The organism is Bacillus sp. 166amftsu (assembly GCF_900107445.1).
In the GTDB taxonomy this organism is placed as follows: domain Bacteria; phylum Bacillota; class Bacilli; order Bacillales; family Bacillaceae_G; genus Bacillus_A; species Bacillus_A arachidis.
This window is the reverse complement of record NZ_FNQA01000008.1, coordinates 104,180-120,229: the sequence shown is the minus strand read 5'-3', so window position 1 is coordinate 120,229 and position 16,050 is coordinate 104,180. Positions and strand designations below refer to the sequence as shown.

14 protein-coding genes and 1 riboswitch are annotated in these 16,050 nt (G+C 36.6%); of the genes, 10 read left to right on the top strand and 4 right to left on the bottom strand.

The window, feature by feature from the left end; genetic code table 11:
• Positions 1-276 precede the first annotated feature (276 nt).
• Positions 277-441, bottom strand: a complete 165-nt coding sequence (locus BLV40_RS18345; protein WP_035415543.1) for a type II toxin-antitoxin system antitoxin — start codon at positions 439-441, stop codon at positions 277-279.
• 14 nt (positions 442-455) lie between these two features.
• A complete protein-coding gene (locus tag BLV40_RS18340) occupies positions 456-1,301 on the bottom strand; it encodes an SPFH domain-containing protein (protein ID WP_026593289.1) in 846 nt (281 codons plus the stop codon).
• A gap of 204 nt (positions 1,302-1,505) precedes the next feature.
• Between BLV40_RS18340 and BLV40_RS18335 the strand changes: the two genes are divergently transcribed.
• Entirely contained in the window at positions 1,506-2,111 is a 606-nt protein-coding gene (locus BLV40_RS18335) for a hypothetical protein (RefSeq protein WP_090692630.1), read from the top strand.
• A 146-nt stretch (positions 2,112-2,257) separates the two neighbouring features.
• Here the strand turns inward: BLV40_RS18335 and BLV40_RS18330 are convergent, their stop codons facing one another.
• On the bottom strand, positions 2,258-2,635 hold the full coding sequence (locus tag BLV40_RS18330) for a YgaP family membrane protein (protein ID WP_090692657.1): 378 nt from the start codon (positions 2,633-2,635) through the stop codon (positions 2,258-2,260).
• A 410-nt stretch (positions 2,636-3,045) separates the two neighbouring features.
• Between BLV40_RS18330 and BLV40_RS18325 the strand changes: the two genes are divergently transcribed.
• From BLV40_RS18325 to pruA, 6 genes are all read left to right on the top strand, one after another.
• Positions 3,046-3,735, top strand: a complete 690-nt coding sequence (locus BLV40_RS18325; RefSeq protein ID WP_026593286.1) for a heptaprenylglyceryl phosphate synthase — start codon at positions 3,046-3,048, stop codon at positions 3,733-3,735.
• 12 nt (positions 3,736-3,747) lie between these two features.
• On the top strand, positions 3,748-5,982 hold the full coding sequence (gene pcrA / locus BLV40_RS18320; protein WP_026593285.1) for a DNA helicase PcrA: 2,235 nt from the start codon (positions 3,748-3,750) through the stop codon (positions 5,980-5,982).
• Positions 5,983-5,996: 14 nt separating this feature from the next.
• Complete coding sequence (ligA, locus tag BLV40_RS18315; protein ID WP_090692627.1) at positions 5,997-8,006, top strand: NAD-dependent DNA ligase LigA; 2,010 nt, start codon at positions 5,997-5,999, stop codon at positions 8,004-8,006.
• A 16-nt stretch (positions 8,007-8,022) separates the two neighbouring features.
• Positions 8,023-9,216 carry a CamS family sex pheromone protein gene (locus BLV40_RS18310; protein WP_026593283.1) on the top strand — a complete coding sequence of 398 codons (1,194 nt, stop codon included), beginning with the start codon at positions 8,023-8,025 and terminating at the stop codon, positions 9,214-9,216.
• A 95-nt stretch (positions 9,217-9,311) separates the two neighbouring features.
• Entirely contained in the window at positions 9,312-10,082 is a 771-nt protein-coding gene (locus BLV40_RS18305; RefSeq protein ID WP_026593313.1) for a TSUP family transporter, read from the top strand.
• A 157-nt stretch (positions 10,083-10,239) separates the two neighbouring features.
• Positions 10,240-11,787 carry an L-glutamate gamma-semialdehyde dehydrogenase gene (pruA, locus tag BLV40_RS18300; RefSeq protein WP_090692623.1) on the top strand — a complete coding sequence of 516 codons (1,548 nt, stop codon included), beginning with the start codon at positions 10,240-10,242 and terminating at the stop codon, positions 11,785-11,787.
• Between the two features lie 677 nt (positions 11,788-12,464).
• Here the strand turns inward: pruA and BLV40_RS18290 are convergent.
• Positions 12,465-13,022, bottom strand: coding sequence for a cysteine hydrolase family protein (locus tag BLV40_RS18290; protein ID WP_026593315.1), 558 nt, complete (start codon positions 13,020-13,022; stop codon positions 12,465-12,467).
• Between the two features lie 179 nt (positions 13,023-13,201).
• Positions 13,202-13,306: riboswitch (SAM riboswitch) on the top strand.
• Positions 13,307-13,426: 120 nt separating this feature from the next.
• Between BLV40_RS18290 and BLV40_RS18285 the strand changes: the two genes are divergently transcribed.
• From BLV40_RS18285 to BLV40_RS18275, 3 genes are read left to right on the top strand one after another with little or no spacing between them, the layout of a single operon-like run.
• The gene (locus BLV40_RS18285; RefSeq protein ID WP_090692619.1) at positions 13,427-14,446 is read left to right on the top strand and encodes a methionine ABC transporter ATP-binding protein; all 1,020 of its coding nucleotides are present in this window, start codon (positions 13,427-13,429) and stop codon (positions 14,444-14,446) included.
• On the top strand, positions 14,436-15,101 hold the full coding sequence (locus tag BLV40_RS18280) for a methionine ABC transporter permease (RefSeq protein ID WP_090692615.1): 666 nt from the start codon (positions 14,436-14,438) through the stop codon (positions 15,099-15,101). Before BLV40_RS18285 ends, BLV40_RS18280 begins: the two co-directional genes overlap by 11 nt.
• 20 nt (positions 15,102-15,121) lie before the next feature.
• On the top strand, positions 15,122-15,976 hold the full coding sequence (locus BLV40_RS18275; protein ID WP_090692613.1) for a MetQ/NlpA family ABC transporter substrate-binding protein: 855 nt from the start codon (positions 15,122-15,124) through the stop codon (positions 15,974-15,976).
• Positions 15,977-16,050: the final 74 nt, after the last annotated feature.

Below are 16,050 nucleotides of genomic sequence, written 5' to 3'. Positions count from 1 at the left end.
TTTCTTGATTGTCTTTTTTCTTTCATGTTAAAGGATGTAACAATGATTGCGCTTTGGAAAATTTAAACATTCTAAAAATTTGAGGGTATTTTATATTTTTAGTACATCCATTTTCCAAAATAACATATGGAAAATAGTACTGAAATTGAAATAACTAATGTGATCGCAGCGCTATGTAAGTTCATTGATGAATGAAATTGTACAAGAGAATGCGAGAATCGAAAATATTCATAAGTAATGAAAAAAGACCGCTAAAACTTAGTGGTCTTTTTTCATTTAGGAATCTTGATCCTTTTTTAGTCTTCCCTTTTGTTTTGCCATTTCTCGAAGCAAATACTCGATGTGGGCGTTAACGCTGCGGAACTCATCATTCGCCCATTTTTCAATGATTGCGTGTAATTCAGGATCGATACGTAATGGGAAACTTTTCTTTTTAGCCATAATACCTACAACCTTTAATATAGACTTCCTGTATTAATAACTGGTTGTGCTCCTTTATCTGAAACGATAGCAACTAATAAGTTGTTAACCATGTTTGCCTTACGCTCATCATCTAAATCAAGTATGCCTTCTTCATCTAATTTTTGAATCGAGTCTTTCGCCATTTGAACGGCACCTTCAACAATTTCTTTACGTGCAGCCAATACAGCTTTCGCTTGCTGACGTTGAAGCATTGCATGAGCAATTTCTGTTGCGTAAGCTAAATGCGTTAGGCGAGTTTCTAATACTTCTACACCAGCAATTTCAAGACGCGCTTCTAACTCACGTTTTAATTCTTCAGAGATTTCTTCAGTGTTTCCGCGTAACGTAACGCAATTATCATCTTGGAAATTGTCATAAGGATATTTTGTTGCAACGTGGCGGATTGCCGTTTCACTTTGAATTTCTACAAATCGATCATAATGTTCAACACCAAACATTGCTTTTGCAGAATCAACAACTTTATATACAATAACAGCCGCAATTTCAATTGGATTTCCCTCAACATCATTTACTTTTAATTTCTTACTGTTAAAGTTTTCAACACGTAAAGAGACCGTTTGACGGAATGCGAATGGAATTGTTAAAAATAAACCATTTTGACGAATTGTTCCTAAATAATTACCGAAAAACGTAATTACTTTCGCTTGGTTTGGTTGAACAATTCCAATACCAGTTGCGAGAATCGCAGCTAAAAGAATAGTTAATGCTGCTACTATAAAAATTTCTTGCACAAGGCAGAATACACCGATAGTGGCTAAAATCAAAATCCCAATAATACCGAGAAAACCATTTACATAAAAAACTTGTTTTTCTTTCATATGATCGCCTCCTGATATAAAAATGATATCATTTTTATATCATTTTAAGCAAGGGGTTTATACCTAATTTTCTGAAAATATAACAAATAATTCCTGGTTACCTGTGTGATGGGTTTAAATATTACTTTTACTTGTTAGATATTTTTTTCTAAAGTAATATATAAGGGTTATTTCAAGTTTTAATAAACAGCAGGGGGCGTACTTATGAAAAAAATGTTCAAATCATTGACTTTTATCATGATGATAGGGGTATTAATGAGCATGCTTACGGGATGTTCAAACCCAGATGATACTGTACAAGAATTTTTGACAGCAGTAAAAGGCGGGGACTTTAAAAAGGCCACTACTTTTGTGCACGAAAGCAATGATGGATACGATTTTAACAATTTAAACAAAGAGCAAGACGGTATTGATGGGAAGCAGATATTTAGCGTAATCGCAAAGAACTATAAATTTGAAAAGCCAGAGCAAGTGTCCAAGAAAGATGATACAGCAAAGGTTAAGGTAAAGATTACTTCGGTTGATATGGCTGTTGCTACTACAAAGACAATCGGAGAGATTATGCCTATGGCTTTTGCAAGTGCGTTTAGTGAAAACAAAGAGCAATCTGAAAAGACAATGGAGAAAATGATGACGACAACCCTTGTGAAGAACTTGTCTGATAAAGATGCGGCAATGGCAATTCGTGAAGTTACGCTGAATTTAAAGAAAGATAAAGAAGGTAACTATAAAATTGTTTCTGATGAAAATTTACAAGAAGCATTGCTTGCAAATTCAAAATCAATAGATAAAATGTTTGGCAATAAATAATTGCGATACATAGCGTTACAAAGAGATCACTCAAAGGTTTTGCTGCCGGGTGATCTTTTTGTTTGCTGCGATAAAATGAAGAAGACTTAGCCGCCCACTGCAGCAGCTAAGTCCCTTTGAGAGCATCTTGCATCGTGACAAATGATTCAAAGCGGTTTTGCCAGGATTGCTTCCTCAATCGCTGACTCAATCTCTTTGTCAGAAGTATCATAACTTCCTTTTGACTTTTGTGTGTCATGGCTAGAAGTATGATTTACTTCTTCTTTAGCATTTCCCTTTTTGTTAAAATCCATGCTAGGTATTTTAAAGGCACCCATGTTCATATATTTTCCAAATTTACATGCTTCCGTAATAGGACAGAAACGCAAGATTCCTTCTGCAATTTTCATTGCACTAAGCCATAGCAGAATCTTTGACCAAATGCACCATGGTTTGCGTGTAAGTTTAGCTGTGCTACAACTTAATACGACCAAACCGAGTGTAATACGAATTAGAGCATTCATTATGCCGATGTTTTGCTTTATCAAAGAAAACACTCCTTCTTCATCAGCTTAGAAATAGTAAACACTATTTCAGTTGTTATTATTCCATGTAAGTTTCGCGATATGTAATCCAACATTTGACGGTAAAAAAGATGTTGGATAGGGCGTGTGTATAGGTGTCTTTTTTTGTTATAATGTAAGAATGCATAAAAGGAAGTTTAAAAAGTCCGGTCAAGATAACCTTCGCATTTCTTCGTTGCTGTGCCAGTGCGGTACTCATGTAGTAAAGGCTACACTGCGTGTCCTCCTGGCTACAGCGCCTCGAACTGCTCGGTTCTCTAGATCCTCCTTTTTAAACGTGTGTTATAAAGGAAGTTTAAAAAGTCCGGTCAAGATAACAGTCTTTTTGAACAAGCGCATAAAGGTGATTAGATAAAAGAAAGGGTGTTTTCATGTACGATATTTCACAGTGGAAACATGTATTTAAGCTTGATCCGAATAAGGAATTAAGCGATGAACATTTAGAAATGATTTGTGAATCTGGAACAGACGCAGTCATTGTAGGCGGAAGTGATGGAGTAACAATTGATAACGTATTACACATGCTAGTAAGCATTCGTAGATATGCAGTTCCTTGTGTGTTAGAGGTTTCTGATCTTGAAGCTCTTACGCCAGGGTTTGATTTTTATTACATCCCAAGTGTTTTAAATAGCCGAAAAGTGGAATGGATAACGGGAATTCATCATGAGGCATTGAAAGAATTTGGGGACATTATGAACTGGGATGAAATTTTCATGGAAGGATATTGTGTTTTAAATGCAGAAGCAAAAGTAGCTCAGCTTACAGAGGCGAAATGTGATTTAACAGAAGATGACGTTATTGCATATGCACGTATGGCAGACAAGCTTCTGAATTTGCCGATTTTCTACTTGGAATATAGCGGTACTTACGGAGATGTTGAACTTGTTAAAAATGTAAAAGCAGAATTACAACAAGCAAGGTTGTATTACGGAGGCGGGATTTCAAGTGCGAAAGAGGCAAAAGAAATGGCGCAGTACGCTGATACAGTCGTTGTAGGAAATGTAATTTATGATGATATAAAAGCAGCGTTACAGACAGTAAAAGCTGTAAAAGGAGAGTAGGCGTAGGCACATATGAGTATAACTGATAAATTATTAAGTGGTTTAAACCCTGAGCAACAAAAAGCGGTGCAAACAACAAACGGTCCACTTCTATTAATGGCGGGTGCTGGTAGTGGTAAAACGCGTGTGCTAACACATCGCATCGCATACTTACTTGGTGAAAAAGGGGTAGCACCTTGGAATGTATTAGCAATTACCTTTACAAATAAAGCAGCTCGTGAAATGCGTGAGCGTATCGATACGCTTGTCGGCCCGGAAGCAGAGGATATTTGGATTTCTACGTTCCACTCGATGTGCGTGCGTATTTTACGACGTGATATCGACCGTATTGGGATTAACCGAAACTTTACGATCTTAGATGCAAGTGATCAACTTACTGTTGTGAAGAAAATCATGAAAGAGCGAAACGTTGATCCGAAAAAATTCGATCCGCGTTCTATTTTATCTGGCATTAGCAATGCAAAGAATGAATTGTTATCTGCTGATAAATATGCAAAGCAAATTTCAATTGCTGATCCATTTGAGAAATTAATAAGTGATGTGTATATAGAATATCAAAAACGTCTTCTGAAAAATAACTCATTAGATTTTGATGATTTAATTATGACGACGATTCAATTATTTGAACGTGTTCCAGAAGTATTGGAATTTTATCAACGCAAATTCCAGTATATTCATGTTGATGAGTATCAGGATACGAACAGAGCACAATACATTCTTGTAAATAAATTAGCTGCTCGCTTTAAAAATCTTTGTGTTGTTGGTGATTCTGATCAGTCCATTTATCGTTGGCGCGGTGCGGATATTTCCAACATTTTATCGTTTGAAAAAGACTATGAGAATGCACAGGTTATCTTGTTAGAGCAAAACTACCGCTCATCACAAAATATTTTAAATGCAGCTAACGCTGTAATTGAAAATAATTCAAATCGTAAACCGAAAAAATTATGGACGGATAATCAAGTTGGAAGTAAGATTTCGTATTATCGTGCTGCAACAGAAAAGGATGAAGCATATTTTGTTGCGAAAAAAATTCGCGATGAAATTCAAATGGGGAATCGAAAATATACAGACTTTGCGGTTCTATATCGTACTAATGCGCAGTCTCGTATGGTTGAGGAGATTTTCTTAAAGTCCAATATTCCGTATAAAATTGTCGGCGGTATCAAGTTCTATGACCGTAAAGAGATTAAAGATATTTTGGCTTACTTACGTTTAATCGCAAATCCGGATGATGAGATTAGCTTTGCACGTATTATTAACGTGCCGAAGCGCGGAATCGGTGCCACGTCTATCGATAAAATTATTAACTACGGCGTACAAAATGGTATTTCATTAACTGCTGTAATGGATGAAATTGAGCATGTTGGAGTAAGTGCAAAAATCACAAAAGCAGTAAAAGAATTTGCAAGTCAATTACACAATTGGGTAAATATGCAGGAATATTTATCTGTTACAGAACTGGTAGAGGAAGTTATTGAGAAAACAGGTTACCGCGATATGCTAAAGAATGAACGTACTTTAGAAGCGGAAGGAAGACTTGAAAACTTAGATGAGTTTTTATCTGTTACCCAAACATTTGAGTCACAAAGTGAAGATAAGAGTCTTGTCGCTTTCTTAACAGATTTGGCTCTTGTTGCAGATATAGATCGTGTGGATGAGGATCCAACTGCAGGTGAAGAAGTTATTTTAATGACGATGCACTCGGCAAAAGGGCTAGAGTTCCCGGTTGTCTTTATTATTGGCTTAGAGGAAGGAGTCTTCCCACATACTCGTTCTCTTATGGAAGAAGATGAGATGCAAGAAGAACGCCGTTTAGCTTATGTAGGTATCACTCGTGCGGAAGAAGAGTTATATTTATCAAATGCTCAAATGCGTACTTTATTTGGTAGAACAAATATGAATGCAGCATCTCGATTTATTTCAGAAGTTCCGGCGCATTTACTTGAACCATTAAATGAAACAACGCCAAAGCGCGAGACATTTAGTGCGAAAGGAAGAACAGCTGGGGCTGGGGCAACGACGACACGTTCTCGCTCTGCATTTGTGCGACCGGCAGTGAAAACAACAGGAGGAGAGCAAATTGGCTGGGCTGTAGGTGATAAAGCGTCCCATCAAAAATGGGGAGTTGGTACAGTTGTAAGTGTGAAAGGTGAAGGAGATGCAAAAGAATTAGATATTGCATTCCCAAGTCCGATTGGTATTAAACGTTTATTAGCGAAATTTGCACCTGTAACGAAACAATAGAAAGGAGTAAGGATATGTCAAAAGAAGAGACAAAGCAGCGTATAGAAGAACTTCGTGATATGCTCAATGCATTCAACTATCAATATCACGTACTAGACAATCCTTCTGTTTCTGATGCGGAATACGACCGTGATATGCAGGAGCTTATAAAATTAGAAGCAGAGAACCCAGAATTTTTAACGGAAGACTCCCCAACTGTTCGAGTTGGAGGAGCAGTGCTTGATATATTTGAAAAAGTCACGCATAAATCACCGATGTTAAGTTTAGGAAATGCCTTTAATGAAGGAGATTTACGCGATTTTGATCGCAGAGTACGTCAAGGAATTGATGATTCAAATGTAAGATATATATGTGAACTAAAAATTGACGGTCTTGCTGTTTCCCTTCATTATGAAAAAGGACGCTTCGTTCAAGGAGCAACACGTGGTGATGGCGTAACTGGTGAGGATATTACGCAAAATTTAAAAACAATTAAAGCAATTCCTCTTCGTTTGAAAGAAGAAGTGACATTGGAAGCTCGCGGCGAGGCATATATGCCAAAGCGTTCATTTGTGAAATTAAATGAAGAGAAAGAGCAAAATGGTGAAGCTGTTTTTGCAAATCCACGTAACGCAGCAGCGGGATCACTACGTCAACTTGATCCGAAAGTAGCCGCGAAGCGCAAGTTATCTATGTTTGTGTACGGTCTTGCTGATGTGGAAGAAAAAACGATTGCATCACATAGCGAGTCATTGAACTTCTTAGGTGAACTTGGATTTAAAACAAATCCAAATCGTCGCACGTGTGAAACAATTGAAGACGTAATCGCTTATGTAGAAGAATGGCAGGAAAAGCGCCCAAATCTTGATTATGAGATTGATGGAATTGTAATTAAAGTAGATGATGTAGCTTTGCAAGAAAGCTTAGGAACAACAGCAAAGAGTCCACGCTGGGCAATTGCTTATAAGTTTCCGGCAGAAGAAGTTGTAACGAGATTAACAGGTATTGAACTAAGTGTAGGACGTACTGGTGTTGTGACACCAACTGCAGAACTAGAGCCGGTTCGAGTCGCTGGAACAATTGTCCGCCGCGCATCTCTACATAACGAGGATTTAATTCGTGAAAAAGATATTCGAATTGGCGACTACGTTGTTGTGAAAAAAGCGGGAGACATTATTCCAGAAGTAGTTAACGTTATTTTTGATAAACGTACTGGTGAGGAAGATGAGTACCATATGCCAACGCATTGTCCAGATTGTGACAGTGAACTTGTTCGTTTAGAAGAAGAGGTAGCGCTACGTTGTATTAACCCAGCCTGCCCAGCACAAATTCGTGAAGGGCTGATTCATTTCGTTTCAAGAAATGCAATGAATATTGATGGCCTTGGAGAGCGTGTTATTACACAGCTTTTTGAAGCAGATTATATTCGGACATTTGCAGATTTGTATCCATTAACGAAAGAGCAATTGTTACAACTAGAGCGTTTTGGTGAGAAATCGGCATCTAAATTAGTACAAGCAATTGAAGCGTCTAAGGAAAATTCTTTGGAGCGTCTATTATTTGGACTTGGTATTCGTCATGTCGGTGCAAAAGCAGCTCGCACGTTAGCTGAGCATTTTGAAACGATGGACCACCTTGTGAAAGCAACTGAAGAAGAGTTAAAAGAGATTAATGAAATTGGCGAGAAAATGGCTCAATCAATCGTAACGTACTTTGATAATGAAGACGTGTTAGAGTTATTACAACAATTTAAAGAGTACGGTGTTAACATGGCCTACAAAGGCATAAAACGTGCTGATTTACAAAATATTGCGTCTTACTTCGCTGGAAAAACAATTGTCCTAACAGGAAAACTAGAAGTCATGGGGCGCACTGAAGCGAAGAAAAAGATTGAAGAGCTAGGTGGAAAAGTAACAGGTAGTGTAAGTAAGAGTACTGATTTAGTCGTTGCTGGTGAAGCGGCAGGATCAAAATTAGCACAAGCAGAGAAACATAATATTGAGGTTTGGAATGAAGAGAGGTTCTTACAAGAGCTAAATAAGTAAGAGGTGCAAACTTACCATGAAAAAAATAGCATTAGCGGTATTAAGCCTAAGTCTACTTCTAAGTGGATGTAGTACAGGTATAAAAAAAGAAGAAAAAGTTGTTGACAAGTCGGGTAAATCAAAAGAACAAGCGATTGTTCCGAAATATTCTATTTCTGAGGATTATTACAAAACAACGGTGCCATTTGATCCAGGTTCTGCACGTGGCTTAGTTGTCCAAGGATTAAATAGCCGTCTGGATATAGATGAATTTGAAACAGGACTAATGCGTATTGCGAAAGAATCGTTTAGTACGAAAGATTATTTATTCCAGGGTGGTAAATTTTTAGAAAAAGAAATGGTTCAAATGCTTGTGAAAAGAAAGCGTACAGATGCTGAGCAAAAGGAACTAGAAGAGAAACTTGGCAAAAAAGAAGCAGATAAGCTTCCGAACATTGGATTGAACCCTGCTTTAGATCCAGGATCTGAATCATTGGAGGTACGCAATAGGAAAAAGCCAATTTATCTTTCGAATATTTTAGAACATGATTATTATGCGAGAAAAGGCGATCAAGTTGAATTAGGCGGAATTGTTATTGGTCTCGCGATGAATTCCGTTCATTATTACAATGAAGAACACGGATACCCACGTGAAGCTGAAATTAAGGAAGAAGAGATGCTAGCAGAGGGTAAACGCATGGCGCAAGAAATTTTATCTCAGTTACAACAGAAAAAGCCAGATGTGAAAAATGTCCCGATTACGTTTGCGATTTATCGTCAAGGAGCGAAATCAACACTTGTGCCAGGGAAATTTGTATCTTACGCTCAAGTCGATAAAGGTAGTGATAAAGTAGGCGATTGGAAAGCAATTAATGAAAAGTATTACTTGTTCCCTTCTGAATCAGCTAAGACGGATGTGCGTGAAGATTATACAACTGTAGAAAACTTTAAAGCAAAGCTGAGTGAGTATTTCAAAGGCGATTACACAGCTGTTGTAGGTACAGGATTTTATAAAGATGATCAATTAAAAGAAATGAAGATTGAAATTCCTGTTCAATTTAACGGAAAAGCAGAAGTGATTGGATTTACGCAATATGTGGCGGGACTTGTTATGCAATACTTCCCGAATTATGTGAAAGTACAGGTGACAATTAAATCTGTTGAACGTCCTGAAGCTATTATTATTCGTGATGCGAAGCAGGATGAACCATTTGTGAAAATTTTAGATTAAGAAAAAAGCTGTTCCTTTCTGGAACGGCTTTTTTTCTTCTGTAATTTTGTTATAATTTCTAATGTTATGAACAAAAAGGGGTAAGGAGAAAAGACATGGATGAGTTAAGTTTACAGATTGTTGTATTACTCGTTGCTTTTGGTTTTTTGGCTGCATTTATTGATTCAGTTGTTGGAGGAGGGGGACTCATTTCACTTCCTGCACTTATGTTTGTAGGATTACCACCAGCTTCGGCAATCGCTACAAATAAGTTAGCTTCGACAATGGGGTCATTAACAAGTACAGTTTATTTTATTCGTTCAAAGAAGGTTGATTTTCGTATAGTGGGAAAGTTAATCCCATTAACTATTATTGGGGCCATTATAGGAGCTTTAGTAGTAAAATTTATTCCACCGGATATTTTGCGTCCGCTTGTACTGGTAATGTTGGTATTTATTGCGATTTATATTATTGCAAAAAAGGATTGGGGAAGTGTTTCGACCTATAAAAAGATGACAAAAGGAAAAGCATTAATGTTTTACTTCGTTATTTTAATTATAGGATTTTATGATGGTTTTTTCGGACCGGGAACAGGATCTTTTTTAATTTTTGCATTTTTATTAATTGGTTTGGATTTTATTCGAGCAGCTGCGTCTGGAAAAGTTTTGAATTTTGTTAGTAATATTGTATCTTTAATTACATTTTTATTTTTAGACATTATTCATTTTGAATACGGTATTATTATGGGATTATCTATGATTTTAGGAGCATATTTAGGATCAAAGTTTGCTGTGCAAAAAGGTGTTGGGTATGTTCGTACTTTATTTTTACTAGTAACAATTTTATTAATTGGAAAAAATATTATGGAGTATGTTCATATTATTTAGCTTCATACGTACGTATGAAGCTTTTTTTTTATTTATTATATTTTAAAAATTAATTAATTTTTAAAATATAAGTCTAGGAATATTTGAATAAATCTAAATTATCGTGTAGAATAATGTTGTAAAATGTAAACGTTTTTCTAAGGGGAGGCTAAAAAGAATGGTAGTAGCATACAAACATGAGCCATTTACAGATTTTTCAGTAGAGGCTAACAAGTTAGCGTTTGAAGAAGGTTTAAAGAAAGTTGAATCTTATCTTGGACAAGACTATCCATTAATTATCGGGGGAGAAAAGATCACTACAGACGAGAAAATCGTTTCTGTAAACCCTGCAAATAAAGAAGAAGTTGTAGGTAGTGTTTCAAAAGCAAGCCGTGAATTAGCTGAAAAAGCAATGCAAGTTGCGGATGAAACATTCCAAACTTGGAGAAAGTCAAAACCAGAAATGCGTGCAGACATTTTATTCCGTGCTGCAGCAATCGTTCGTCGTAGAAAACATGAGTTCTCTGCTATTCTTGTAAAAGAAGCAGGTAAACCATGGAATGAGGCAGATGCTGATACAGCAGAAGCAATCGACTTTATGGAATATTATGGTCGTCAAATGTTAAAATTAAAAGACGGTATTCCAGTAGAAAGCCGTCCAATTGAATATAATCGTTTCTCTTACATTCCATTAGGAGTAGGTGTAATTATTTCTCCTTGGAATTTCCCATTCGCAATTATGGCAGGTATGACAACAGCTGCATTAGTTTCTGGTAACACAGTATTACTAAAGCCAGCTAGTACAACACCTGTAGTAGCAGCGAAGTTTATGGAAGTTTTAGAAGAAGCAGGCTTACCAGCAGGCGTTGTAAACTTCATCCCTGGTAGTGGATCTGAGGTTGGTGACTACTTAGTAGACCACCCTCGTACACGTTTCATTAGCTTCACTGGATCACGCGATGTAGGTATTCGTATTTACGAGCGCGCAGCAAAAGTAAATCCAGGTCAAATTTGGTTAAAACGCGTTATCGCTGAAATGGGCGGTAAAGATACAATCGTTGTTGATAAAGAAGCAGATCTTGAATTAGCTGCTAAATCTATCGTTGCATCAGCATTTGGATTCTCAGGACAAAAATGTTCTGCTTGCTCTCGTGCAGTAATCCACCAAGATGTATACGATCACGTATTAAATCGTGCTGTTGAATTAACAAAAGAATTAACTGTAGGTAACCCAGCTGAAAAAGGCATGAACATGGGACCAGTTAATGATCAAGCTGCATTTGATAAAGTAATGAGCTATGTTGCAATTGGGAAAGAAGAAGGTAAAGTAGTAGCTGGTGGCGAAGGTGATGATTCTAAAGGCTGGTTCATCCAACCAACAATCGTTGCTGACGTTGCAGAAGATGCTCGCTTAATGAAAGAAGAAATCTTCGGACCAGTAGTAGCATTCTGTAAAGCAAAAGACTTTGATCATGCACTTGCAATTGCAAACAATACAGAATACGGTTTAACAGGAGCAGTTGTCTCTAACAACCGTGAACATATCGAAAAAGCACGTGAAGACTTCCACGTTGGTAACTTATACTTCAACCGTGGATGTACTGGTGCAATCGTAGGTTACCAACCATTCGGTGGCTTTAACATGTCTGGTACAGATTCTAAAGCAGGCGGACCTGACTACTTAGCACTTCACATGCAAGCAAAAACTACTTCTGAAACTTTATAAGAAATAGATGAAAAGGCCTTCCTATAATGGGGAGAGCCTTTTTCATGTAAGAAAGATTCCGATTAGAAAACAACTATTTTGCTTTAATAAAGTGTAAGAGAGTGAAAAGGAACAAAAGTGCTAAAAAAATTAATTCATTCGTCATATTTTTCTGTATTATTTTTTTGAATTTCCTGTATAATTCAATTTGAAAGAAAATCTATGGTTAGACAAGAGAACACTGCTTTCAGTCTTGCTCACTGAAAGTAGTGTTTTTTTATTTTTTAGCAGGTGTAACTTATAACAAATAGTAAGGTCGTAGTTCGCAAGGAGAGGTAGAGTGTAATACATAAAGCGGTGATGTTAAGCTGTAATTTGATACACTTCCTAAATCTTTAAAAGTTGAGTTCAATAGAAGTTCGGATCAAGCGGATGTAAATGTTGCAGGTCTGCTATATGAAGAGAAATTAAAGAATCAGTTGATTAGAGTAAGAGGTATAGGGAAAAATAAGGTGAAGAGGAAAGCGAGTTTGAGAGACTTCAAGTTATGGTAACCTGTGAATAATAGTATAAAAGATCATGTCTTTATCCCGCCTTAACGGGAAGTAAGACCCCCACCTTAGGATTCAGAAATAGGCGGGGGATCAAGAACCCCCACCACTGATTAAAGTTTCACTTTACAGACATAATCTTTTGTTTCAGATGGAGTTCCTAAAACTTAAAAGCTCTTCGGTACTCATAACATTTGCATATAGGTCATTTAAACTTGCTAAAATTGTATTATGGATATAGACAGCGGGAATCGTAGCATTTTTAAAGAGGAGATCTTTTGTTGCACATGCATCATGTACAACAGTGCAACGAAAACCGAAATCAAAAGCAGCTCTTACTGTGGCATCAATACACATATGAGTCATCATCCCACATATAATAACATGTTCAATTTCTAAGTTCTGCAATTGCTCTAGCAGGCCAGTTTCCCGAAAACTGTTTGGATAGTGTTTGAGAATAACAGTTTCATTCTTTAAGGGGCGAACATTTTCATGAATGTGAACACCTTCTGTATTCGGAAGAAAAAAGGTAGCAGTTTCTTTAATAGATACATGTTGGATATGAAAAATAGGTTGGTTCACTTCTCGAAAATGCTGAAGTAGCTGACTTGCATACTCGCTAGCTTCAGCGGCACCACGTAGTTCCATCTTACCATTTGGAAAATAATCATTTTGAATATCGACGAGTAAAAGGGCTGTTTTCATATCAGTTATCGTCCTCCGTTTTATTTCTTATTCATGTAATGTTATTCAATTAGCAGCGGATATTTTCCTTTCCATAATCCTGATGAAAAATAAAGTTATTATTTTCTGATATTTTTGTTGACTCTTACTTTTCAGAGTTTTATAATGGGACTTAATTAAACGACAATTAAATTGATACACTCTTATCCAGAGAGGTGGAGGGACTGGCCCTGTGATACCTCAGCAACGGGTTATTTAATACCGTGCTAATTCCAGCAAGCTCTTAGAAGCTTGGAAGATGAGAAGATGTGAATGAGTATATAAGTGCTCTTCTTCTTATTTTTATTATGGATAAGGAGGAGAGCACTTTTTATTTTACCTCAAGGCTCTACTTCAAGTTGTTTCAGCATATAGGAGGGAAGAAGATGATTTCTTTTAACAATGTAAGCAAAGTATATGAATCTGGTGGGAAACCTGTTCATGCGGTAGAAGATGTAACACTGTCGATTGAAAAGGGGGAAATTTTTGGCATTATCGGTTTTAGTGGAGCTGGAAAAAGTACATTGTTACGTCTAGTAAACATGCTAGAAAGACCAACTGAGGGAACCATTTCAATAGATGATAAAGATATTACATCGTTAACAACGAAAGAATTACGAAAACTAAGACAAAGAATTGGGATGATTTTTCAAAGTTTTAATCTATTTAATTCAAGAACTGTTTTTGGGAATATTGCTTATCCATTAAAATTGGCGAAAGTACCGAAAAATGAAATAAAAGAACGAGTAAATGAATTGCTAAAGTTTGTAGGTTTAGAAGATAAGGCGAACTATTATCCAGAACAGCTATCAGGTGGTCAAAAACAACGTGTTGGAATTGCAAGAGCGCTTGCAACATCGCCAGATATTCTCATTTGTGATGAGGCCACATCAGCGTTAGATCCAGAAACAACGACAGAAATTCTAAATTTATTAAAGAAAGTGAATCGAGAATATAATTTAACAATCCTTCTTATTACACATGAAATGCACGTTGTGAAAGAAATTTGCCACCGTGTAGCCGTTATGGAAAAAGGAAAAGTAATTGAAGAGGGAACATTATTCGATGTCTTTACGAAACCTAAAACGAAGACAACGCAAAATTTTGTGCGCTCTGTTATTAATGATCACTTACCAAAAAGTGTGTTGACAAAAATTCAAAATGGCGGAAGGATTTATCGCTTAACATTCACTGGTGAAGAGACGGGGCAACCTGTATTATCGTATATTGCTAAAAATTATAATGTGGATGTAAATGTACTCTATGGAAATATTATAGAACTACAAAATGTTCTATTCGGAAACCTTCTTGTAGAACTACAAGGAGAACAGAAAGAAATTCAAAAAGCGCTGCAACATCTAAGAGTGCAAGTACAATTGAAGGAGGTTGAAGCCCATGCGAGTTGATTGGAGTATATTTTGGCCTCGGATTTTAGATGCGGCAGGGGATACCCTTTTGATGGTAATTGTAACCCTTATATTCGCTATAATACTTGGTATACCTCTAGGTTTACTTTTATATGTAACAAGAAAAGGAAACTTTTTAGAAAACAAGCTGGTCTTTTCTATTCTTAATATTGTTATTAATACGATTCGTCCAATTCCATTTATTATCTTTTTAGTAACTTTAAGTCCAATAACAAGAACTGTTATTGGAACAACAATTGGAACGGCGGCAGCAATTTTTCCAATGACACTGGTTGCATCAATTGGAATTGCAAGAATGGTAGAAACAAATCTTGTTTCAGTTCCAAAAGGCGTGATTGAAGCAGCGCAAGCTATGGGAGCATCACCACTAAGAATTGTTTTCGAAATTCTTGTTCCAGAAGCAGTAGCACCGTTAATTTTAGGGATTACATTTATGACAGTTGGTTTAATTGAATTTTCGGCAGTTGCCGGCCTTGTTGGCGGTGGTGGTCTTGGTGATTTAGCAATGACATATGGTTATCAACGTTTTGATACATCTGTTATGTTCGTGACAGTTATATTACTTATTATTCTTGTGCAATTGGCTCAAAACTTAGGAAACTACTTTTCAAAAGTATTTTTACGTAGATCATAAAACGAGAGGGGAAGAGAAGCATGAAGAAACTATTAGCATTTGCATTATCAACAATTGTAGGAATTACAGCTTTAAGTGGATGCTCAAGTGAAGATACAGGGGCAAAAGGAAAAGAAAAAGTAGTTCGTATCGGTGTAACAGGAACGGATGGAGACGCTTGGACTATTCTTCAGAAGAAAGCTGAAAAAGAAGGGATTAAAATTAAACTTGTGGAGTTCTCTGATTATACAACACCAAATAAAGCATTAGCTGACGGTGATATAGAATTGAACTCATTCCAACATATTGCTTTCTTAGAGCAATTTAAAAAGGAGCATAAGTTAGATATTACAGCCGTTGGTACAACACAGATTGCGCCAATGGGATTATTCTCTGAAAAGTATAAAAAGCCAAATGAAATTCCAGAGGGTTCAGAAATTGCAATTCCAAATGATCCAACGAACCAAGCACGTGCATTGAAACTTCTTGATACAGCTGGATTATTAAAATTGAAGAAAGACTTTGGATTATTTGGAGATCCAAGTGGTATTGCTGAAAATCCGAAAAAGCTAAAGATTACACCAGTAATTGCACAGCAAACACCCCGTGTATTAATAGATGTGGCAGCTTCAGTTATTAATAATGGTGTTGCGGGTCAAGCTGGTTTAGACCCAGTGAAAGACCCTATCTTCTTAGAAGATCCAAAAAACGAAAATGCGAAACCATATATTAATATTTTCGCAGCTCGTACGAAAGATAAAGATGATCCAACGATCAAAAAAGTGATTGAATTGTACCATTCAAAAGAAGTAATAGACGCAATTAAGAAAGAAACAAAAGATGGTTCAATAGCAGTAAATCTTTCACTGGAAGAGTTAGAGAAAATCGTAAAATAATATGGGGTAAACGGACTAACTGTAGGAACTCCTCCGTTGTTAGCTCGTTCGACATATAATCATACTTAACAGAC